The sequence below is a fragment of the Streptococcus ovis DSM 16829 genome (assembly GCF_000380125.1).
Lineage (GTDB): Bacteria > Bacillota > Bacilli > Lactobacillales > Streptococcaceae > Streptococcus > Streptococcus ovis.
Genome location: NZ_KB904563.1, coordinates 167298 through 189397, shown reverse-complemented (window position 1 = coordinate 189397; position 22100 = coordinate 167298). Strand labels below are relative to the sequence as shown.

Sequence of the window (22100 nt, the reverse complement as noted above, 5' to 3'; positions counted from 1 at the left end):
GACCTTTATAGAACAGTATCCATTTTTGGGGTATCGTTCTGTGAAGGTCCTTTTGTTTTTACTAAATGTTTGACAAAAAAATTAAAAGGAGAATTCCTATGGATTATACACAAACAGCTAAAGAAATTGTGGCTAATATTGGTGGTAAAGAAAATGTTGCTCATTTAGAACATTGTTCTACACGTTTACGCTTTACCTTAATTGATAATGCTAAAGCAAACATAGCTGCTCTTGAAAAAATTGATGGTGTGATGGGGGTTCGTCAAAATGCGCAAACCCAAATTATCATTGGAAACGAAGTAAATGAGGTATACGATCAAGTGCAGCCGTTATTGGGAAATCTTTCAACTAATTCCGCGGTAAGTAAAGGTCAAAAGCAAAATTGGGGAGCAATTTTCTTAGATTTCTTGGTTGCGATTTTTCAACCAGTCGTACCTGCAGTCGCGGGTGGTGGGGTTCTCAAGTCAGTGCTTATGCTATTTGCATGGATTGGCTGGATGGATAAGACATCTATTACTTATACCATTTTCAATCAGATTGGTGATGCTCCGCTTTATTTCTTGCCAGTTTTGGTGGCGTATAATACAGCAAAAAAATTGCGTGTCAATGAATTAGTTGCAGCATCGGCAGTAGGCGCATTACTGCTACCGAGTGTGACAGCTATGCTGGCAGAAGGAACTCAGTTATTTGGATTCACAATTCAAAATATCGCCTATCCTTATCAAGTCTTTCCAGCTATTCTATCAACTCTATTCTTTGCTGTGATGGAAAAAGTATTGACTAAATATACCCCAAAACCAATACGAATTTTCTTTGTACCGATGGTAGCACTGGCTATCACCGTTCCAGTTACACTTCTTATCTTAGGGCCTCTTGGTTTTAATTTGGGTCAATTACTCGCAGCTGCAGTGGTTGCCCTACACAATACTCTTGGCTGGTTAGCAACCGGTATCCTTGCAGCTATCTTACCGTTTATGGTTGTTACGGGGATGCACAAAGCGATGCTACCATATGCCATTGAAGCGATGAAAGCTGGATTTGAAACGTTGTACTTACCAGCTTCCCTTGCGCATAATATTTCAGAATCAGGTGCATCATTTGCTGTTGCTCTGAAAACTAAAGATTCAAAGCTTCGTGCTACAGCAGTTTCAGCAGGGATTTCAGCTTTATTTGGTATCACTGAGCCTGCGCTTTATGGGGTGACTATTCAACACCGTAAAGTGTTATATAGTGTTGTTGCTAGCTCCTTCTTTGGTGGTGTTGCAATTGGTTTGACAGCTCTAAAAGCTTTTGCATTAGTTGGACCTGGTTTGGCCACTATGACGATGTATATTGATCCAAACGGCGGATCAAACTTTATGAATGCATGGATTGCATTTGCAATTTCAATCGTTTTATCATTTATCTTCACTTTTATTACATTTAAAGATGCAACTGTTGAGGAAAATCACGAGAACATTGAGAAAAAGGATGTTGCTTTCGTTTCGCCTGTTGATGGTGAAGTAGTAGCTCTTGAGAATGTAAATGATTCTGTGTTTGCTTCAAAACTTGTAGGTGACGGATTAGCTATTAAGCCGTCCAATGGGGTTCTTTATGCTCCTGTTGCTGGAGAGGTTAGTCTAGTTTATGAAACAGGTCATGCTATTGCTTTGACAGCAGAAAATGGGGCAGAAATTCTTTTTCATGTTGGTATTGATACGGTGCAATTACAAGGTAAAGGATTCTATCCAAAGGTTGAGATTGGGGCAATCGTTGAACCAGGAGACATCCTGCTTGAATTTGATATTCCAGTTATTGAAGAAGCTGGATATGATACGACTGTCATGGCGCTAGTCACCAATCAAAATGACTATGAGTTAGATATTAAAAAGGTTACTGGTAGTGTCGTTCATAATGAAGAGGTGATGATTGTGTCACGGAAAGGCATGGTGAATTAAATGTCAGAATCTATTTTTCCAAAAAATTTTTTATGGGGCGGAGCTATTGCTGCGAATCAGGTTGAAGGAGCATGGAATATTGGAGGCAAAGGGTTATCAGTTGCCGATGTAGCGCTCTACAAACCAAATGTAGATGTGAAAAATTATAAAGAACATGTTGCCATTTCATCGCAAGTGATTCAAGAAGCGATGGATGATCAGACAGATACCTACTATCCAAAGCGTAGAGGAATTGATTTTTATCATCGCTACGAAAAAGATATCGAACTTTTTGCAGAAATGGGCTTTAAGACACTTCGGCTATCCATTGCTTGGACACGTTTGTTTCCAACTGGAAAAGAACAGGAAGCTAATCCAGAAGGGGTTGACTTTTATAAACGCGTTTTTGCTAAACTGAAATCGGTCAATATTGAACCTATCGTAACACTTTCTCACTATGAGATGCCGTTGTTTTTGGCAGTTAGTAACAATGGTTGGGCTGATCGAGAAGTGGTAGCAGATTTTGTTCGATTCTGTAATGCATGTTATGATAACTTCCCTGGTGTAAAATATTGGTTAACCTTCAATGAAGTGGATTCAATTGTACGTCACCCCTTCACAACAGCGGGGATTATCCCAGATAAATGTGAAGAAGGCAAAGAATTAGAAACGATTTATCGTGCTCTTCATCACCAGTTGCTTGCGTCGGCAATTGTAACACGAGACTTACATGCTAAATTACCTGAGGCAAAGATGGGCTGTATGCTAACGAAACTAGAAACGTACGCTCGCACATGTGCTCCAGAGGATGTAGAACTAACCTTTAAGAAAAATCTAGATAACCATTTTTATACGGATGTACAGGTTTTTGGTGAATATCCACGTCTCATTCTGCGTCGAATGGAGTTGGAAGGTATTGATTTAAATATTCAGCCTGGAGACTTGGACATTATGAAAGAGAATACTGTCGATTTTGTAACTTTTTCATATTATATGTCTATGACTGAATCTGCTGATCCAAATGCTGAACGAACTCCTGGAAACACTATTTTAGGTGTTAAAAATCCTTATCTTCCTTCGACTGATTGGGGATGGCAAATTGATCCTAAAGGCCTTAAAATTTCTCTTTTGGAACTCTATGATCGCTACAAAAAACCTCTTATGGTTGTAGAAAATGGGATGGGAGCAAAAGATGTTCTTGAAGAAGATGGGAGCATTCACGATCCATACAGAATTGACTACTTCCGAGCTCATTTTGAACAAATGCGTGAAGCGGTGAATGAAGGAGTAGACCTCATTGGTTATACTAGCTGGGGTTGTATCGATTTGGTATCAGCAAGCACATCTCAGATGTCAAAACGATACGGTTTTATCTATGTTGATGCTGATGATGAAGGAAATGGAACTTATAATCGTTACAAGAAAGATTCGTTTTACTGGTATCAAAAGGTAATTCGAACAAATGGTCTTGATTTAGATTAGAAATATGTGCTATATTATAACTTAATTGTTTAAAGTGGGGACGAGTGATGATTATCAAAAAAGTGTTAAACTCCAGCGTAGTTTTAGTTGATGATGAAGGAACTGAAAAAATTGCGTTAGGAAAAGGGATAGGTTTTGGAAAAAAACAAGGTGAAATCATTCTAAGCTCTAACATTGATAAGCTATTTCAATCAGTCGATAGTCCCCAAGCTCAACGTCTATTAGGGTTATTAGATGAGGTTCCTTCTATCTATTTTGATTTAGCTCAGGAAATCATTGAGCAAGCTAAACAGGTACTGAATGTTCCTTTGCAGGAATCACTTTGGGTTGGTCTTACTGATCATATTTATTTTGCAGTTGAACGTTTTAAAAAAGGATTTATCTTTGGTAATAAGGTCTTTTGGGAAATAAAATCATACTACAATAGAGAGTATCGAATTGGTTGTTATGCTATTGAACTTCTGAATCAATCATTCGATATTTCTTTACCTGAAGCAGAGGCTGCCAATATTGCTTTTCATTTTATCAATGCTCAACAAAAGTCTGATAAAAGTGATGCAGGACGAATTGCTAAATTAATTGGAGATTTGGAAACTCTAGTACGATACTCACCGAATATACGATTTGGGAATGACGAGTTAAACTATCAACGTTTTATCACGCATATTCGATTCTTTGTAGAACGCTTTTTTGCAGATAAGATGCTAGAAGATGGCAATCAACTCTTATTTGATCAAATTTGTAAAACAATGCCTGAAGGGATGAAACAGGCCGTGAAGATTCAAACATACCTAGAACAACATTACCAAAAAACAATTACGATTGACGAATTAACTTATCTGGCCATTCATTTTGAAAGACTAATAGGCAAGGGATAAATTAAAAACCAACTTATATTGCACGGTTTTAAAAGAATAACAAGGCATGAAATCCTTTTGATTTCTGCCTTTTTTCTTTCTTTGTTTCGTGTTATAATAATAAAAATAGTTATTGACATGGAGAGAATTATGGCTACATATAATCATAAAGAAATTGAGCCTAAGTGGCAAAAACACTGGGCAGACAACCATACATTTAAGACAGGAACAGATGCATCAAAGCCTAAGTTTTATGCGCTGGATATGTTCCCTTATCCATCTGGTGCGGGTCTTCACGTAGGGCACCCAGAAGGCTACACGGCAACGGATATTCTTAGCCGTTTCAAACGTGCGCAAGGCTACAATGTCCTTCACCCAATGGGATGGGATGCTTTTGGTCTTCCTGCTGAGCAATACGCCATGGATACTGGTAATGACCCAGCTGAATTTACAGCGGAAAACATTGCTAATTTTAAACGTCAAATCAATGCGCTTGGCTTCTCATACGACTGGGACCGTGAAATCAATACGACTGACCCGAACTACTACAAGTGGACGCAGTGGATTTTCACCAAATTGTACGAAAAAGGCTTGGCTTACGAAGCAGAAGTGCCAGTCAACTGGGTGGAAGAGTTGGGAACAGCTATTGCCAATGAAGAAGTGTTGCCGGACGGAACGTCTGAACGTGGTGGTTACCCTGTTGTCCGCAAACCGATGCGCCAATGGATGCTGAAAATCACGGCTTACGCAGAGCGTCTTCTTGAAGATTTGGAAGAAGTCAATTGGCCAGAGTCTATTAAAGACATGCAACGCAACTGGATTGGCAAATCAACAGGTGCAAACGTAACGTTTAACGTTAAAGATACTGACAAAGACTTTACGGTATTTACAACACGTCCTGATACTTTGTTTGGTGCAACTTACGCTGTTTTAGCACCAGAGCATGCTTTGGTAGATAGCATTACAACGACAGAACAGGCAGAGGCAGTTGCTGAGTACAAACATCAAGCCAGCCTGAAATCAGACCTTGCTCGTACAGACCTTGCCAAAGAAAAAACAGGGGTCTGGACGGGTGCTTATGCAGTCAACCCTGTTAATGGTAAAGAAATGCCAATCTGGATTGCAGATTATGTGCTTGCTAGCTACGGAACGGGTGCTATCATGGCGGTACCTGCTCATGATGACCGTGACTGGGAATTTGCTAAGCAATTTGACCTTGAGATTATTCCAGTTCTTGAAGGGGGTAATGTTGAAGAAGCAGCTTATACAGAAGACGGTGCTCACATCAATTCAGACTTCCTAGATGGCTTGAACAAGGAAGAAGCTATTGCTAAGATGGTCGCTTGGTTAGAAGCAAAAGAAGTAGGTAATGAAAAAGTAACTTACCGTCTTCGTGACTGGCTCTTTAGCCGCCAACGTTATTGGGGTGAGCCAATCCCAATTATCCATTGGGAAGATGGTACGTCAACGGCTGTGCCAGAAAATGAATTACCGCTTGTTCTTCCAGTAACAAAAGATATCCGCCCTTCAGGTACAGGTGAGAGCCCACTGGCTAACTTGACAGACTGGTTGGAAGTTGTTCGTGAGGACGGTGTCAAAGGTCGTCGTGAGACCAACACCATGCCACAATGGGCTGGTTCAAGCTGGTACTATCTCCGCTATATTGATCCGCACAACGATGAGAAATTGGCTGATGAAGAGCTGTTGAAACAATGGTTACCAGTTGATATTTATGTCGGTGGTGCAGAACACGCCGTGCTTCACTTGCTTTATGCACGCTTCTGGCACAAGGTGCTTTATGACCTCGGTGTCGTGCCAACCAAAGAGCCATTCCAAAAACTCTTTAACCAAGGGATGATTTTGGGAACCAGCTACCGTGACCACCGTGGTGCCCTTGTTGCAACGGATAAGGTTGAAAAACGTGATGGTAGCTTCTTCCACATCGAAACGGGTGAAGAGCTTGAGCAAGCGCCTGCTAAGATGTCTAAATCCCTTAAAAACGTGGTTAACCCAGACGATGTGGTCGAGCAGTACGGTGCCGATACCTTGCGTGTTTATGAGATGTTCATGGGACCTCTTGATGCTTCTATCGCTTGGAGTGAAGAAGGGCTCGAAGGCTCACGCAAGTTCCTTGACCGTGTCTATCGTTTGATCACGACCAAAGAGATTGTTGCGGAAAATAGCGGAGCGCTTGATAAGGTTTACCATGAAACGGTTAAAGCAGTTACTGAGCAAATTGAAGGCATGAAATTCAATACAGCCATTGCTCAGCTTATGATTTTTGTCAACGCAGCCAACAAAGAAGACAAGCTTTACGCACAGTATGCCAAAGGCTTTGTGCAGTTGATTGCCCCATTTGCACCGCACTTGGGTGAAGAACTCTGGCAAACATTGACCGCAACAGGTGAATCTATTTCACATGTGGCATGGCCAACCCATGATGAAAGCAAGCTGGTCGAAAACGATGTCGAAATCGTTGTCCAAATCAAGGGCAAAGTCAAAGCCAAACTCGTGGTGGCCAAAGACCTTTCCAAAGAAGAATTGGAAAAAGTGGCTCTTGCCAGCGATAAAGTTCAAGCAGAGATTGCAGGGAAAGATATCGTGAAAGTCATTGCAGTACCGAATAAGTTGGTGAATATTGTTGTTAAGTAAACCAACAGCTGGCAGAGACTTTCAGAGGAAGACAAACTAGAATATTTCTGGCTTGTCTTTTCTTTTCTCATCTATTTAAATTCAAACAAGTAAAATAATGCAGTATGGTTCATGGATATCTTTTTTGAAACGATTTGTCAAAATCGTCACAAAAAATTAGTCTAGCTTAAAAATATTTTTAGAATACTTTAAGGTTTCTTAGGTATACTATTAGTAGCCTAGCAATAGGAACCCTAACTTTTTCTTTGTCGCTTTTCGTTTCAAGGCGACAGGTTCAAGTAGTCTAGAGGAGACTATTTGACTCATAAATCTCCTAAGGAGAGGCACTGAGAAATCAGTGCTTTTTCGTTTTTCGGTATTCCTTTAGGCAGTGGTATGCTATAATTTAGGAAGAAGCATGAAAGAGGACAGATATGACGATAGAAGAATTGTTTCCAAAAGTACAGATTAACCAGGAGGATCAGATGGGGGAAGACTGGTTGACGATTCCGTATGAACATAGCTTTCTTCATTTCCCCAAAACTTCCTTGACAGAGAGGGAAATAACCTTATTGAGGTTGATGAAGCACCATACAGATCGTTCATCATATTCGGGGAATGTGTGGAATCGCTACTTGGTGCAAAAAGTTGGGGAGTCACCTGATAAGTATGATGGAGTCCAATTCATCTACTTGGAGCATCCACAGGCATTGGCACCTGATTTGTTGGAAATTTTTCAAGGAATGCTGCCTCAGTTGCAGGTCATTGTACCCATCAGCGACACTCAGACAGCCTTTCTTCTTGCTTTAGAGGAACAGCTGGAAATTGTGAAGATAATGCAGGATATTCTGCCTGTCTTAGAAACAGATTTCGGTATGAATTTGACCATTTTTGTGGGAAATAAATGGAGCGAACTTCATCATGATGACTTGCAAACCTATTTTACCAGTGAACATCAATTGTTTTTAGAGTTCGTCCGTCATAAAAGGGGAGAAAATGTCCTTTCGTTTTCCGAACTGGCCTTGTGGGGCTTATCACGTCAAGTGGAAATGGGGCGGATTCCAGATAGGATTTTGGAGTTGATTAATGGTGCTAAGGATTTACGAGAGATTATCCAAACGATGTGGGAAAGCCATGGCAACCTAGTGCAGACTGCGCAGAAACTGTACATGCACCGTAATTCACTTCAATACAAATTGGATAAATTTCGTAATGTATCAGGTTTAAATGTGAAAAATCTGGATGATTTAGCTCTTTGCTATCTGTTGATATTGAATGATTAAAAATGATTAGAGATTTTGACGAGGCTGGGACAAAAAGATTTTTAGTTTAGAAAATCTATACCAATAAATCTACTTTTCTAATAAAATGTACATAAAAACGAACAAAGTTACTCTTTAAATATATAAGAGATGGCCTTTGTTCGTTTTTTGTTTTATTGTTCAGAGTTTTGTCCCAGCCTGATTAAAGTCTTTTTGTTTTTAGTCTCGTACTATCTGGCTCTTTTTTTATTTCTAGGAGCTAGGTTAAAACACTCCCCTAGCTCGTTACCTTCTCTTTAGTTTCAATAGTTTAGCTGAAACAGTTCCCCAAACTGTTTCACTCCCCCGGACTGACAAACTCGCTTTCTTGTTTCTAGGCTCGTGAAAAAACAGTCTCCCAGACTGTTTTTTTGTGCAAGGTGCACAGAGAGATTGGTTGAGGTGTCCATTTTGTGTAATCGTTTTCTTTGGTATAATAAAACTATCAATGAACAAAGAGAATGGAGAAACAACATGGTTGAATTGAATTTGAGCCACATCTTTAAAAAATATCCAAATGCGACTCACTACGCGGTAGAAGATTTTGATTTGGACATCAAGGACAAGGAATTTATCGTATTCGTAGGTCCTTCAGGATGTGGTAAATCCACAACACTTCGTATGGTAGCAGGTCTTGAGGACATTACTGAAGGTGAATTGAAAATTGATGGGGAAGTAGTCAATGACAAAGCGCCAAAAGACCGTGATATCGCCATGGTATTCCAAAACTATGCCCTTTATCCACACATGACTGTGTATGACAACATGGCGTTCGGTTTGAAACTTCGTAAATATGCGAAAGATGATATTGACAAACGTGTAAAAGAAGCGGCTGAAATTCTTGGTTTGACAGAATTCTTGAAACGCAAACCAGCTGACCTTTCTGGTGGCCAACGTCAACGTGTGGCGATGGGACGTGCTATTGTCCGTGATGCAAAAGTATTCTTGATGGACGAGCCTTTGTCAAACTTGGATGCGAAACTTCGTGTATCCATGCGTACAGAAATTGCGAAAATCCACCGTCGTATCGGTTCAACAACTATTTACGTTACACACGATCAGACAGAAGCGATGACTTTAGCAGACCGTATCGTTATCATGAGTTCTACAAAGAACCCAGATGGCTCAGGAACGATTGGACGTATTGAGCAAATCGGTACTCCCCAAGAATTGTACAATACACCTGCTAATAAATTTGTTGCTGGCTTTATCGGAAGCCCAGCTATGAACTTCTTCACCGTAACTGTTGAGAAAGACCGTCTTGTCAGCGGCGAAGGATTTGAAATTGCCCTTCCAGAAGGTCAATCAAAACTCTTGGAAGCAAAAGGCTATCTAGGAAAAGAAGTTATCTTTGGCATTCGCCCAGAAGATATTTCAAGTAACCAAATTGTGCATGATACCTATCCAAATGCGACTGTAGAAGCTGAAGTTCTTGTAGCAGAATTATTGGGTTCTGAAACGATGCTCTACGTGAAAAATGGTAGCACAGAGTTCGTATCTCGCGTAGATGCTCGCGACTTCCATTCACCAGGTGAAAAAGTGAAATTGACCTTCAATGTTGGAAAAGGACACTTCTTCGATAAAGAAACTGAAAAAGCCATTCGCTAATCCTCCTATAAAATGTAAGAAAGCCACCTTTTCGTGGCTTTTTTCAATGTCTAGGATATGGTATAATGACACTATGGAATTTACAGTAGAAGAAAAAGAATACTTTATGCGGGAAGCTTTGAAAGAGGCAGAAAAATCCCTTCACAAAGAAGAGGTTCCAATTGGTTGTGTCATTGTAAAGGATGGGCATATTATTGGACGGGGGCATAATGCGCGTGAGGAGCTAAATCAAGCAATTATGCATGCGGAAATCATGGCCATCAACGATGCTAACCAAAGAGAGGGCAACTGGCGTTTGTTGGATAGTACTCTCTTTGTCACGATTGAACCCTGTGTCATGTGTAGTGGAGCGATTGGTCTAGCTCGTATTCCGCAGGTTATTTACGGGGCAGCCAATCAAAAATTTGGTGGTGCAGGGAGTCTCTATGATATTTTAAGCGATGAACGCCTCAATCATCGTGTAGCAGTGGAAACAGGGATTTTAGAAGAGGAATGTGCGAGTCTGATGCGTACATTTTTTCGCCAAGGCCGTGAACGGAAGAAGGTGACCAAACAACTGGCCCAGCAAGCAGAAGAATCCGTAGTTTCTTGATTCAATACCAACTTATCTCAACGATTTGCAATAACGAAAAAATATGGTATAATACTCTTTGGAGCAACATCTGTGCGTGAAGTGGGTCAGGGGAGGAATCCAGCAGCCCTAAGCGAAGTCAGGTGTGTGCTCTTTTGATTTTCTTCAGAAAAAACAAAAGAGATTGTTCAAACATTAACAAATCGCTTGAAAAAAAAGTGATAAAGCGATATCATAGAATGGATTATAAATGGAGGATACTCATGACACATATTCAATTTGATTATTCAAAACTTTTGGGGAAATATATTCAACCACATGAGTTGGATTATATGCAAAGTCAAATCACTGCAGTAGATGCTGATTTGCGTAATCGTACTGGTGCTGGATCCGAGATGCTTGGTTGGTTGGACCTTCCTAAAGACTACGATAAGGAAGAATTTGCTCGTATCAAAGAAGCAGCAGCAAAAATTCAATCTGACAGCGATGTTTTGGTGGTCATCGGTATTGGTGGTTCCTACCTTGGAGCAAAAGCAGCAATTGACTTCTTGAATAGTTCGTTTGTTAATTTGCAACCAAAAGAAGCACGCAAGGCACCACAAATCTTGTATGCTGGAAATTCAATTTCTTCTACTTATTTAGCGGACTTGTTGGAGTACGTTTCTGATAAAGACTTCTCTGTGAATGTGATTTCTAAATCAGGGACAACGACAGAACCTGCCATTGCTTTCCGTGTCTTCAAAGAAGCTTTGATTAAAAAATATGGTGTAGAAGAAGCGAATAAACGGATTTATGCAACGACAGATAAAGTGCGTGGAGCAGTAAAAGTGGAAGCTGATGCAAATGGTTGGGAAACATTTGTTGTACCAGATAGCGTTGGTGGGCGTTTTACTGTTTTAACAGCAGTTGGTCTTTTGCCAATCGCAGCATCTGGAGCTGATGTGGATCAGTTGATGGCAGGAGCTGCAGCGGCTCGTGAAGCTTATGCTACGGCTGATTTGAAAGTGAATGAATCATATCAGTACGCAGCACTGCGTAATATTCTTTACCGTAAAGGTTACACAACTGAAATCCTTGCGAACTATGAGCCAAGTCTCCAATACTTCTCAGAATGGTGGAAACAGTTGGCTGGTGAATCAGAAGGAAAAGATAACAAGGGGATCTATCCATCATCTGCTAACTTCTCAACAGACCTTCATTCTATTGGACAAATTATCCAAGAAGGCCGTCGTGACTTGTTTGAAACAGTTCTTCGTGTAGACAAACCAGCTAAGAATGTTCTCATCCCTGAAATGGCAGAGGACTTGGATGGACTTGGATACCTTGAAGGTAAGGATGTAGATTTTGTGAACAAAAAAGCAACAGACGGGGTTCTTCTTGCTCACACGGATGGCGGTGTACCAAATATGTACGTAACGCTTCCACAACAAGATGAATTTACGCTTGGATATGTCATCTACTTCTTTGAACTTGCGATTGCAGCTTCTGGTTATCTCAATGGTGTTAACCCATTTGACCAACCAGGTGTTGAAGCCTACAAGAAAAACATGTTTGCCCTTTTAGGCAAACCAGGTTTTGAAGATTTAGCAGCTGAGCTTAACGCACGTTTGTAAACGGAAATAGAACCTGAGAACAGGCTCCTTCGGGGGTCTGTTTTTGTTTTTTCAATTAGTCAACTAAATTTTCTTTTGGATTCAAAAAGTGTGTCTTAATTATTTGGAGGAAAGACTTTATAATGAAAGCGTAAACAAAACAAAAGGAGATAAAAGATGACAGATTGGTTAAATATAACAGGCAAAACAGTAGTTGTCACAGGTGCTTCCTCTGGAATTGGGAAAGCCATCGTTGATGAACTATTAGAGTTAGGAGTAAACGTCGCTAACTTTGATATTTCAGATAACGATGTGCGCCATGAAAATTTACTGTTCCAACAAGTAGACGTGACTTCCCGTGAGGAAGTGGAAGCAGCAGTTGCAGCAACAGTAGAGCGTTTTGGGACGATTGATGCTGTGGTGAATAATGCAGGTATCAATGTTCCGCGTCTATTGGTAGATCCAAAAGACCCGCATGGGAAATACGAATTGGATGATGCGACATTTGAGAAAATCACTATGATCAACCAAAAGGGGCTTTACCTCGTCAGTCAAGCAGTTGGACGAATCTTAGTTGAGAAGAAGAAGGGCGTCATTATTAATATGGCTTCTGAGGCAGGTTTGGAAGGTTCAGAAGGTCAGAGTGCATATGCAGCAACAAAGGCAGCTGTATATAGTTACACACGTTCATGGGCCAAAGAACTAGGGAAATATAATGTTCGCGTAGTTGGGATTGCACCAGGGATTATGGAAGCGACAGGCTTACGGACACTTGCTTATGAAGAAGCATTGGGTTATACAAGAGGGAAGACAGTAGATGAAATCCGTGCAGGGTATGCATCTACGAGTACAACGCCTCTTGGTCGGAGTGGTAAATTGAGTGAAGTGGCTGATTTAGTGGCCTACTATGTATCAGATCGCTCAAGTTATATTACAGGAATCACAACCAATGTCGCAGGTGGTAAGACGAGAGGATAGTAAATAGGAGTAGAAAAAGTGGCATTAGTCAATCGTTGGTATCGTATCTTAGAAACATTAGTCGCACAACGCCGAGTTGGTGTAGAAGAGATGCGGGCGGATTTGAATGTCAGCCTCTCTACTCTCCAAAAAAGTTTGGAACAACTCAATGATTTGCTGGCTCCCGATTTGGAAATTAAACAAGAAGAAGGTTTGCTGTCGATTGAAGTTTACGATTATATAAGATTGGAGGAAATCTTAGCAGGCAGCTTACGTAAGGAAAGTGATTTTAATTCTTCAAGTAAGCGTTGTTCCTACTTGATTAAACGGTTACTTCAAAGTGCAGAACCGCTTCGAATTGATGATTTAGCAGAAGAAATCGGCGTGAGTCGTACGACGATCAATAAAGATTTAAAGCAGGTTAAAGAACTGGCAGAATCGTTTCAAGTGACCATATCAGGAAAACCTAATTGGGGCTTAGAAGTTGTCGGGACAGAAATCAATCTACGACTTTTCTACCTTCATCATGTGTATGCATATTTTGATTCAGATACCCTTGTTGATGAGACAAAAGCTTTTTTGGAAGAATTATATGAAACTTTCCGAATTCCAAAGAAAACGCAAGAGTTGATGACCAAGGTGATTGCGATTACAGTAGCGCGTGTAAAACGGCATAAACCGCTGATTAAACCAATCTCTTACTACAGTAATGATCTGCTGGATTCAGAATTGATGGTGCAGTTGATCTATCATATTGAGATGCAGTATCAATTATCACTTAGTCAATATGAGCAAGATTTTCTAAGTTTTCCTTTAAATACGCAGTATGTTGACGGTCTCGATTATCAACCGAGAAGTGATTCTAATTTACAGGAAATCTACTCGGAAATGATTCAGGAAGTTCAACACACATTGATGGTGCAGGTGGACGAGAAAAAGCTCTTTCTGGAACTGCATACTCACTTGAAGTTCCTACTCAATCGTCTGATCTTTCATGTACAGGCGAGAGATATCTTCCATGGAGAAATCCAACATAAGTATCCATTAGCTTTTGAGATGGCAAGAGTAGCAGGCGACTACCTAGAAGGGCGCTTTGGACATCCTGTAGAATTGTCGGAGCTGAGTTATTTGGCCCTTTACTTTGAAATGATTCTGAGAGAGGATACACAAGAATTAGAAGTAAAAAAACGTAAAATTGCGGTTGTTTGTACGACAGGTCGTGGAACGGCCAATATGATTTTTAGACAGTTACACCGTGTACTAGGTCGTGACATTGAAATTACACAGTATTCAGAAGAAAATTTCAATCCTGAAGCAGACGATGATTACTTTGCGATTTTTACAACCATTCCTTTAAAATTGGGAAACCTTCAATCCCCACTTATTCATATCACCAATCTTTTTGACGATCAGTGGTTGCGTGAAGAATGGCAACGCGTTAATCGTTACCATCAGAAAAATTTAGAAACCATTGTATTGAAGTTTATCCGTCTTCCGAAGGCGGAGCGATATGAAGACTATTTGATCACGATGGCGAGTCAATTGCAGGTGCAAGGATTAGTTGATCAAGCCTTTGTTCAACGAACGTTGGACCGAGAGGAGCAACAGTCAACCTTTTTTGGAAATGGCATTGGTTTTCCGCATACTATTAATCAATTGGATACGAAAACTGTTCTGATGCTGGGTGTTTTAGAAGAGGCCCACATTGAAGGAAAGGAATCTGTTGAGTTGATTTTCTTGGTGGCGATACCTCATCAGGTTGAGTCTAAAATGGAAGCGGAATTGTTAGAATTATACGATGATATTTTTAGAATCGCGAATGATGCGCACTTGAAGTCTGATTTGAAACGAATTCAGACGGAAGCTGAATTTATTGACTTGACACGAAGTAAAGGAGTATTTTAAATGAGTTTTGCGATTATATTTGGATTGTTCTGTATTGCAGCCTATCTATTGCAAATTTTATTTGGATTGAGGCAACTCAAGCATTTTAATGAAACATATGGGGAATTGCGTCAGCTAGGTCGCGTTGCCATTGGTCGTCGTGCTGGGAAAATTAAATCAGGTACGATTGTCATGTTCGCTATCAATCCTGATGGTAAAGTTTTGGCGGCTAAAAAAATGCAAGGGGTAACAGTCTTGGCTCATTTCAAGGATATGCCGACCTATGTTGGGCAAGATATCCATTACTTTGACAAGTACAATCCCATGGTTCGCAAAGAAAATAAATTATTGCAAATTGCTATTGAAGATGCACGAGAGGTCTTTTTACGGGTAGAAGCTGGTGTCTACAAGGATGTACCAAAGTACGCTCCTGTGGTAGATGTGACGACACATGCAAAATTGTTCCTCTCACGGTTAAAATTTCAGTTAAAAAAATCATAAAAAAATACCGAGAAGATTCTCGGAGAAAAGGAGTACATGATGGATTACATTATTAAATTTGCTGAGGGCTTCATGAAGCTCTTCCAACTTGGTGGAGAAACCTTTATCTCTTGGATGACAGGGATTGTACCAGTTGTCTTGATGCTCTTGGTAGCGATGAATGCTTTAATTGCTATTTTGGGAGAAGATAAGGTCAATAAACTAGCAGAAGTTTCTGCGAAAAATCCAATCAGTCGTTACATGATTTTACCATTTATCTCAGCCTTCATGTTGGGAAATCCAATGGCTATCTCAATGGGACGTTTCATGCCTGAATTTTACAAACCAGGTTACGTAGCATCACAAATGCAATTCTGCCACACTTCAAACGGGGTCTTCCCGCATATCAATCCAGGGGAACTCTTTGTATGGTTGGGGATTGCGTCCGGGATTGAAACGCTTGGTTTTAATACAATGGACTTGGCGATTCGTTATATGCTAGTCGGTATTGTGATGAACTTCTTTGCAGGTTGGATCACAGACTTCACAACTGCTTGGGTATGTAAACAACAAGGTGTAACACTTAGCAAGACATTGAAATAAAGATAGAATGAGGAGAAAAAATCATGGCATATAATAGCATTAAAGTTGTTAAAGGTAGTGGCGGATTTGGTGGTCCATTGGTAATTACACCAACTGAAGAGAAACACAAATTTATCTATATCACTGGCGGTGGTGAAAAACCTGAGATTGTGGATAAAATTGTGGAATTGACAGGTATGGAAGCTGTTAATGGTTTCAAAACGTCTATTCCTGATGAAGAAATTGCTCTTGCAATTGTAGACTGCGGTGGGACACTTCGTTGTGGAATCTATCCTAAAAAGGGTATCCCAACGATTAACATCGTTGCAACAGGGAAATCAGGTCCGTTAGCTCAATATATCACAGAAGAAATCTATGTTTCAGCTGTTGGGGTTGATCAAATTTCTCCTTCAGGTGAGGTTGCACCAACTGTTGCTCCAGTAAAAGAAGAAGTTAAAACAGCCACATATGATACAACAAAGAAAATCACAGAACAACGTGCTGAAACGAGTTTTGTAGCTCGCATTGGTATGGGTGCTGGTAAGGTTGTTGCGATTTTCAACCAAGCTGCGCGTGATGCTATCCAAACCATGCTCAACACCATTTTACCATTCATGGCCTTTGTATCTCTCTTGATTGGGATTATCAATGGATCTGGGGTCGGTAACTGGATTGCGAAACTCATGGTACCACTTGCAGGTAATGTCTGGGGGCTTGTCGTCATTGGATTTATCTGTTCACTTCCATTCCTATCTCCTCTCCTTGGCCCTGGCGCTGTTATCTCACAAATCATTGGTACCTTGATTGGTGTGGAAATTGGAAAAGGAAATATTCCTCCACAAATGGCACTTCCAGCACTTTTCGCTATCAATACGCAAAATGGTTGTGACTTCATCCCAGTTGCCCTTGGTTTGTCAGAAGCTGAAGCAGAAACGGTTGAAGTCGGTGTTCCATCTGTTCTCTACTCACGTTTCTTGAGCGGTGTACCACGTGTTATCGTTGCATGGATTGCAAGTATCGGACTTTATCAGTAAAATAGACAGTGATGGGACAGTGTTCTCATCGCTGTTCCATTATTAATCAGAAAAGAGATAAAAATGAAAAAAGTATTTGAGACAAAAATAATTGCTATTGGCCCGGAAGCGCAAAATATGATTGCGGATGCAGGGATGTTTATCCTATTTGGTGAAGGAGCACCTGCAGATTTAGCGGAATTTTGCTTTACCATCAATGATAAGACCTTAGCAAGACCGATTCAGATTGGTGGCAAGTTAGTCGTTGATGGGCTAGAGTACCCTATTACAGCCGTTGGTGGTGTTGTGGAAAAAAATCTTAGCAACCTTGGTCATATTACCGTTGCCTTAGATGGTTCTGTAGAAGGAAGTTTACCAGGCACATTACACATTCAAGTAGAAAATCCACCAGTGTTGAAGGAAGGAACGGTCATTCAAATTTTTTCATAGGAGGAATGGAAATGACATTTTTACTAGATAGTGCAGATTTGAAAGAGATTGAGTCTGCCATAGAGATTTTACCGATTGTAGGTGTAACGACAAACCCCTCTATCTTAAAAAAAGAAGGAAAAATCAATGTATACCAACATTTACGTACCATTCGCAACTTGATTGGAAAAGAACGTAGTTTACATGTTCAAGTTGTTTCGCAAGATGTGGAGACAATGCTCAAAGAGGCGGAAACCATTTTGACTGAAATTGATTCAGAAGTCTATATCAAGGTTCCTGTAACAGAGGTGGGCTTACGAGTCATCCAACTCTTAAAAGCTAAAGGCGTCCATATTACTGCAACAGCAATTTACAGTAAAATGCAAGCCTACTTGGCCATTGAAGCCGGAGCTGACTTTGTGGCTCCATATTATAATCGTATGGAAAATCTTGGGACAGATGCGACGGAAGTTGTCGCCTCGATTGCACAGTACATAGGGCAAAGTGGTAAAGCGACACAAATTTTAGGTGCTAGTTACAAAAATATTTCTCAAGTGAATCGTACCTTGGAAGCTGGAGGACATACCGTTACAGTTGATCCGCAATTATTACGGCAAGCTATACTAGCAGCTCCTATTCTTCAGGCAGTCAATCAATTTCAAACAGATTGGGAAATGATTTACGGAGAAGAAGCAACGATGCTTAAAAATTAACTCATCAAATGTATAATATAAGCAAAAATACTGATACCCCAAATTTAGGTGAAAAATCTAAATTTGGGGTGTTTTTTTGGGGGAACAGGTTGGTCCATTTTTGCACACATGAGTGTGTAAGACTTGGTCTTTTTGTTTGCGCTTACAAAATCTATAATAAGGATATAGAAAAACATTTAAAAGGAGTGGAAAAATGGATATACTCTTAATTCCCCTAAATTGGTTCTCCACCAATATTTTGCAAAACCCAGCCTTCTTCGTTGGTCTCTTGGTTTTGATTGGTTATATTCTCTTGAAAAAACCAGTTCATGAAGTGTTTGCAGGTTTTGTCAAGGCGACTGTTGGTTATTTGATTTTGAACGTTGGTGCTGGTGGGTTAGTTAGTACATTCCGTCCAATTTTGGTCGCTCTTGCGAAAAAGTTCAATTTGGAGGCAGCAGTTATCGACCCTTACTTTGGCCTTGCAGCTGCAAATGCCAAGTTAGAAGAAATGGGCTTCATTAGTGTCGCTACAACAGCACTCCTCATTGGATTTGGTGTTAACATCCTCCTTGTTGCTCTGCGTAAAGTGACGAAAGTGCGTACCTTGTTTATCACTGGTCACATTATGGTGCAGCAGGCGGCAACTATTTCTGTCTTTGTCCTTCTCTTGATTCCTCAATTACAAAATGCTTTTGGAGCATGGGCAGTTGGTATTATCTGTGGTCTTTATTGGGCGGTCAGCTCCAATATGACAGTGGAACCGACACAACGTTTGACTGGTGGTGGCGGATTCGCTATTGGACACCAACAGCAATTTGCGATTTGGTTTGTGGATAAGGTGGCACCATTCTTTGGTAAAAAAGAAGAGAATTTGGATAATTTGAAATTGCCAACCTTCCTTAATATTTTCCATGATACAGTTGTTGCTTCAGCGACGCTCATGTTGGTCTTCTTTGGTGCAATTTTGGCAGTCCTTGGTCCAGAACTCATGTCTAATGCAGAATTGATTGGTGCAGGAGCATACGTTCCAACGAAATCATTCTTTATGTATGTGATTCAAACATCACTCACCTTCTCTGTTTATCTCTTCATCTTGATGCAAGGTGTTCGGATGTTCGTTGCGGAATTGACAAACGCCTTCCAAGGTATCTCAAGTAAGCTTCTCCCAGGTTCATTCCCAGCGGTTGACGTTGCAGCTTCTTATGGTTTTGGTTCATCAAATGCGGTGCTTTCAGGATTTGCCTTCGGTTTGATTGGTCAATTGATTACCATTGCACTTCTCGTTATCTTTAAAAATCCGATTTTGATTATTACAGGATTTGTTCCAGTATTCTTTGATAATGCTGCAATTGCGGTCTATGCTGACAAGCGTGGCGGATGGAAGGCGGCTGTTGTGCTCTCCTTCATTTCAGGGATTATACAAGTGTCAGTTGGGGCAGTAGCTGTTGCCCTTCTTGGTTTAACAGGTGGATATCATGGAAATATTGACCTCGCTATTCCATGGGTTCCATTTGGTTATCTCTTTAAATACCTTGGCATTGCTGGTTACGTTCTTGTATGTCTGTTCTTCTTGGCGATTCCACAGCTTCAATTTATGAAGGCTAAGGATAAAGAAGCCTACTATCGTGGTGAAGCTCAATAATGGCTCTGCTATTTCTAAAAAATTCGTTCTAATGGAGGAAATTAAAATGGTTAAAGTTCTTACAGCTTGTGGTAATGGGATGGGTTCATCCATGGTCATCAAGATGAAGGTTGAAAACGCCCTTCGTCAGCTCGGAGTAACAGACATCCAGTCTGCATCTTGTTCTGTCGGTGAGGCCAAAGGATTGGCTTCGGGGTATGATATTGTTGTCGCTTCCAATCACTTAATTAAGGAATTGGAAGGTCGGACAAATGGTCATTTAGTTGGTCTTGATAACTTGATGGATGACAATGAAATTAAAACAAAACTCCAAGCAGTTTTGTAAACAATGCTATATAGGAGAGGGAGACAAGCTTAGTTATAAGGAAAGTCTCCTCTCCTTTATCTTTAGATGGAGGAAATCAGGTTATGAATTTAGCAAAATCTTTTAAAGAGAATAATTCAATCCGTTTAGGCTTAACAGCTGAAACATGGCAAGAGGCTGTACATAAGGCGGTAGAACCGCTGATTGATAGCGGAGCTGTGACAGAAGAATATTATGATGCCATTATCCAATCAACGGAAGAATATGGACCATACTATATCTTGATGCCGGGAATGTCAATGCCACATGCGCAGGCTGGTGTTGGGGTGCATAAGGACTCCTTTGCCTTGATTACCCTGACCAAGCCGGTGACATTTTCAGATGGGAAGGAAGTCTCCGTCCTGCTTACCTTAGCTGCACAATCTGCAGCCATTCATACAACAGTAGCCATTCCACAAATTATTGCTCTTTTTGAATTGGAAAACTCAATCCAACGATTGGTTGATTGTAAGACTCCTGAAGAGGTATTGGCAATGGTAGAAGAATCAAAAAATAGTCCTTATCTTGAAGGTTTGGATTTAGAAAGTTAAACATGAAACAGTTTAGAGAGGAAACGATTATGACAAAACATATTCCAAATTTACAAGTTGCCCTTGACCACTCTGATTTGAAGGGAGCTATCAAGGCGGCGGTGTCTGTTGGTCACGAGGTCGATGTAATTGAAGCAGGAACTGTCTGCCTGTTGCAAGTTGGTAGCGAATTGGTGGAGGTGCTTCGCCATCTATTCCCTGAAAAAATTATCGTGGCTGATACAAAATGTGCAGATGCAGGCGGAACAGTGGCGAAAAATAATGCGATACGTGGAGCAGATTGGATGACCTGTATCTGTTCAGCAACCATTCCAACCATGAAAGCAGCGCTAAAAGCCATCAAAGAAGAGCGCGGAGAACGTGGAGAAATCCAAGTGGAACTGTACGGAGATTGGACTTATGAGCATGCCCAGGCTTGGTTGGATGCAGGTATTTCACAAGCCATCTACCATCAGTCTCGCGATGCACTTCTTGCAGGAGAAACTTGGGGAGAAAAGGATTTAACCAAGGTTAAGAAATTGATTGAAATGGGCTTCCGTGTATCTGTTACAGGTGGACTTGATGTAGATACCTTAAAATTATTTGAAGGAGTGGATGTCTTTACCTTTATCGCAGGACGTGGCATCACAGAAGCAGAAAATCCTGCTGCCGCAGCACGTGCCTTCAAGGATGAAATCAAACGGATTTGGGGGTAGGCTGATTATGGCACGTCCAATTGGTATTTATGAAAAAGCGACCCCCAAACATTTCACTTGGTTAGAACGGTTGAATTTTGCAAAGGAGTTGGGCTTTGATTTTGTCGAACTATCTATCGATGAATCGGATGAGCGCTTAGCGCGTTTGGATTGGTCCAAGGAAGAACGTTTGGAGTTGGTCAAGGCCATTTTTGAAACAGGTGTTCGTGTGCCGACTATTACCTTTAGTGGCCATCGCCGTTTTCCAATGGGATCCAATGACCCTGAAAAGGAAGCACGTGCTATGGACATGATGAAAAAATGTATTGTCTTTGCGCAGGATATCGGCATTCGCAATATCCAGCTAGCTGGTTATGATGTTTACTATGAAGAAAAATCACCAGCTACACGTGCTCGCTTCTTGAAAAATCTTCGTCAAGCTTGTACATGGGCTGAAGAAGCACAAGTCATTTTATCCATTGAAATCATGGATGATTCATTTGTCAATTCTATTGAAAAGTATTTGGCAATTGAAAAGGAAATTGACTCCCCTTATCTCTTTGTTTATCCTGATACAGGAAATGTCTCTGCTTGGCACAATGACCTTTGGAGTGAATTTTATAACGGACATAGGTCTATCGCTGCCCTTCATTTGAAGGACACTTATGCTGTGACAGAAACATCAAAAGGTCAGTTCCGCGATGTTCCTTTTGGTCAAGGATGTGTGAACTGGGAGTTGATGTTTGATGTGATTAAAAAGACCAACTATAATGGACCGTTCTTGATTGAAATGTGGTCAGAAAATTGTCCAACGGTTGAGGAAACGCGTGTTGCTATAAAAGAGGCGCAGGATTTCCTCTATCCACTAATGGAGAAAGCAGGGGTACTCTAA

20 protein-coding genes and 1 other RNA gene are annotated in these 22100 nt (G+C 40.7%); all 21 read left to right on the top strand.

Translation table 11 applies throughout. The annotated features are described in order from the left end of the window. The first annotated feature begins 98 nt into the window (after positions 1 to 98). Positions 99 to 1937 carry a beta-glucoside-specific PTS transporter subunit IIABC gene (locus A3I9_RS0102530; protein WP_018377518.1) on the top strand — a complete coding sequence of 613 codons (1839 nt, stop codon included), beginning with the start codon at positions 99 to 101 and terminating at the stop codon, positions 1935 to 1937. Then, entirely contained in the window at positions 1938 to 3398 is a 1461-nt protein-coding gene (locus A3I9_RS0102525; protein WP_018377517.1) for a glycoside hydrolase family 1 protein, read from the top strand. Between the two features lie 47 nt (positions 3399 to 3445). After that, on the top strand, positions 3446 to 4276 hold the full coding sequence (locus A3I9_RS0102520) for a PRD domain-containing protein (protein ID WP_018377516.1): 831 nt from the start codon (positions 3446 to 3448) through the stop codon (positions 4274 to 4276). A gap of 129 nt (positions 4277 to 4405) precedes the next feature. Beyond that, entirely contained in the window at positions 4406 to 6907 is a 2502-nt protein-coding gene (leuS, locus tag A3I9_RS0102515) for a leucine--tRNA ligase (RefSeq protein WP_018377515.1), read from the top strand. A 413-nt stretch (positions 6908 to 7320) separates the two neighbouring features. Next, entirely contained in the window at positions 7321 to 8169 is an 849-nt protein-coding gene (locus tag A3I9_RS0102505) for a helix-turn-helix domain-containing protein (RefSeq protein ID WP_018377513.1), read from the top strand. 492 nt (positions 8170 to 8661) lie between these two features. Continuing rightward, positions 8662 to 9795, top strand: coding sequence for an ABC transporter ATP-binding protein (locus A3I9_RS0102500; RefSeq protein WP_018377512.1), 1134 nt, complete (start codon positions 8662 to 8664; stop codon positions 9793 to 9795). 73 nt (positions 9796 to 9868) lie between these two features. Beyond that, the gene (gene tadA, locus A3I9_RS0102495; RefSeq protein ID WP_018377511.1) at positions 9869 to 10387 is read left to right on the top strand and encodes a tRNA adenosine(34) deaminase TadA; all 519 of its coding nucleotides are present in this window, start codon (positions 9869 to 9871) and stop codon (positions 10385 to 10387) included. 50 nt (positions 10388 to 10437) lie between these two features. After that, positions 10438 to 10533: signal recognition particle sRNA small type (gene ffs / locus A3I9_RS13120), an RNA gene on the top strand. A gap of 96 nt (positions 10534 to 10629) precedes the next feature. After that, the gene (locus A3I9_RS0102490; protein WP_018377510.1) at positions 10630 to 11979 is read left to right on the top strand and encodes a glucose-6-phosphate isomerase; all 1350 of its coding nucleotides are present in this window, start codon (positions 10630 to 10632) and stop codon (positions 11977 to 11979) included. A 156-nt stretch (positions 11980 to 12135) separates the two neighbouring features. After that, positions 12136 to 12936 (top strand): SDR family oxidoreductase, encoded by an 801-nt coding sequence (locus tag A3I9_RS0102485; RefSeq protein ID WP_018377509.1) that lies wholly within the window; start codon positions 12136 to 12138, stop codon positions 12934 to 12936. An 18-nt stretch (positions 12937 to 12954) separates the two neighbouring features. Continuing rightward, positions 12955 to 14820: a BglG family transcription antiterminator gene (locus tag A3I9_RS0102480; protein WP_018377508.1), complete on the top strand. Its 1866-nt coding sequence runs from the start codon at positions 12955 to 12957 to the stop codon at positions 14818 to 14820. Then, positions 14821 to 15300, top strand: coding sequence for a transcriptional regulator GutM (locus A3I9_RS0102475; RefSeq protein WP_018377507.1), 480 nt, complete (start codon positions 14821 to 14823; stop codon positions 15298 to 15300). It begins immediately after the preceding gene. Positions 15301 to 15339: 39 nt separating this feature from the next. After that, positions 15340 to 15882: a PTS glucitol/sorbitol transporter subunit IIC gene (gene srlA / locus A3I9_RS0102470; protein WP_018377506.1), complete on the top strand. Its 543-nt coding sequence runs from the start codon at positions 15340 to 15342 to the stop codon at positions 15880 to 15882. 23 nt (positions 15883 to 15905) lie between these two features. Then, positions 15906 to 16895 carry a PTS glucitol/sorbitol transporter subunit IIB gene (gene srlE, locus A3I9_RS0102465; protein ID WP_018377505.1) on the top strand — a complete coding sequence of 330 codons (990 nt, stop codon included), beginning with the start codon at positions 15906 to 15908 and terminating at the stop codon, positions 16893 to 16895. Positions 16896 to 16958: 63 nt separating this feature from the next. Then, positions 16959 to 17324: a PTS glucitol/sorbitol transporter subunit IIA gene (locus A3I9_RS0102460; RefSeq protein ID WP_018377504.1), complete on the top strand. Its 366-nt coding sequence runs from the start codon at positions 16959 to 16961 to the stop codon at positions 17322 to 17324. A gap of 11 nt (positions 17325 to 17335) precedes the next feature. Continuing rightward, positions 17336 to 18016: a fructose-6-phosphate aldolase gene (locus tag A3I9_RS0102455; protein WP_018377503.1), complete on the top strand. Its 681-nt coding sequence runs from the start codon at positions 17336 to 17338 to the stop codon at positions 18014 to 18016. A 193-nt stretch (positions 18017 to 18209) separates the two neighbouring features. Next, positions 18210 to 19640, top strand: coding sequence for a PTS sugar transporter subunit IIC (locus tag A3I9_RS0102445; RefSeq protein WP_018377501.1), 1431 nt, complete (start codon positions 18210 to 18212; stop codon positions 19638 to 19640). Between the two features lie 46 nt (positions 19641 to 19686). After that, on the top strand, positions 19687 to 19965 hold the full coding sequence (locus A3I9_RS0102440; protein ID WP_018377500.1) for a PTS sugar transporter subunit IIB: 279 nt from the start codon (positions 19687 to 19689) through the stop codon (positions 19963 to 19965). Between the two features lie 83 nt (positions 19966 to 20048). Then, complete coding sequence (locus tag A3I9_RS0102435; RefSeq protein ID WP_018377499.1) at positions 20049 to 20534, top strand: PTS sugar transporter subunit IIA; 486 nt, start codon at positions 20049 to 20051, stop codon at positions 20532 to 20534. A gap of 29 nt (positions 20535 to 20563) precedes the next feature. Then, the gene (locus tag A3I9_RS0102430; protein ID WP_018377498.1) at positions 20564 to 21229 is read left to right on the top strand and encodes a 3-keto-L-gulonate-6-phosphate decarboxylase UlaD; all 666 of its coding nucleotides are present in this window, start codon (positions 20564 to 20566) and stop codon (positions 21227 to 21229) included. 7 nt (positions 21230 to 21236) lie between these two features. Continuing rightward, complete coding sequence (locus tag A3I9_RS0102425) at positions 21237 to 22100, top strand: L-ribulose-5-phosphate 3-epimerase (protein ID WP_018377497.1); 864 nt, start codon at positions 21237 to 21239, stop codon at positions 22098 to 22100.

Bases quoted from the DNA above. Each gene is read 5' to 3' on its own strand.
- A3I9_RS0102530 (WP_018377518.1), top strand. From the start codon at position 99: ATGGATTATACACAAACAGCTAAAGAAATTGTGGCTAATATTGGTGGT.
- A3I9_RS0102525 (WP_018377517.1), top strand. From the start codon at position 1,938: ATGTCAGAATCTATTTTTCCAAAAAATTTTTTATGGGGCGGAGCTATT.
- A3I9_RS0102520 (WP_018377516.1), top strand. From the start codon at position 3,446: ATGATTATCAAAAAAGTGTTAAACTCCAGCGTAGTTTTAGTTGATGAT.
- leuS (WP_018377515.1), top strand. From the start codon at position 4,406: ATGGCTACATATAATCATAAAGAAATTGAGCCTAAGTGGCAAAAACAC.
- A3I9_RS0102505 (WP_018377513.1), top strand. From the start codon at position 7,321: ATGACGATAGAAGAATTGTTTCCAAAAGTACAGATTAACCAGGAGGAT.
- A3I9_RS0102500 (WP_018377512.1), top strand. From the start codon at position 8,662: ATGGTTGAATTGAATTTGAGCCACATCTTTAAAAAATATCCAAATGCG.
- tadA (WP_018377511.1), top strand. From the start codon at position 9,869: ATGGAATTTACAGTAGAAGAAAAAGAATACTTTATGCGGGAAGCTTTG.
- A3I9_RS0102490 (WP_018377510.1), top strand. From the start codon at position 10,630: ATGACACATATTCAATTTGATTATTCAAAACTTTTGGGGAAATATATT.
- A3I9_RS0102485 (WP_018377509.1), top strand. From the start codon at position 12,136: ATGACAGATTGGTTAAATATAACAGGCAAAACAGTAGTTGTCACAGGT.
- A3I9_RS0102475 (WP_018377507.1), top strand. From the start codon at position 14,821: ATGAGTTTTGCGATTATATTTGGATTGTTCTGTATTGCAGCCTATCTA.
- srlA (WP_018377506.1), top strand. From the start codon at position 15,340: ATGGATTACATTATTAAATTTGCTGAGGGCTTCATGAAGCTCTTCCAA.
- srlE (WP_018377505.1), top strand. From the start codon at position 15,906: ATGGCATATAATAGCATTAAAGTTGTTAAAGGTAGTGGCGGATTTGGT.
- A3I9_RS0102460 (WP_018377504.1), top strand. From the start codon at position 16,959: ATGAAAAAAGTATTTGAGACAAAAATAATTGCTATTGGCCCGGAAGCG.
- A3I9_RS0102455 (WP_018377503.1), top strand. From the start codon at position 17,336: ATGACATTTTTACTAGATAGTGCAGATTTGAAAGAGATTGAGTCTGCC.
- A3I9_RS0102445 (WP_018377501.1), top strand. From the start codon at position 18,210: ATGGATATACTCTTAATTCCCCTAAATTGGTTCTCCACCAATATTTTG.
- A3I9_RS0102440 (WP_018377500.1), top strand. From the start codon at position 19,687: ATGGTTAAAGTTCTTACAGCTTGTGGTAATGGGATGGGTTCATCCATG.
- A3I9_RS0102435 (WP_018377499.1), top strand. From the start codon at position 20,049: ATGAATTTAGCAAAATCTTTTAAAGAGAATAATTCAATCCGTTTAGGC.
- A3I9_RS0102430 (WP_018377498.1), top strand. From the start codon at position 20,564: ATGACAAAACATATTCCAAATTTACAAGTTGCCCTTGACCACTCTGAT.
- A3I9_RS0102425 (WP_018377497.1), top strand. From the start codon at position 21,237: ATGGCACGTCCAATTGGTATTTATGAAAAAGCGACCCCCAAACATTTC.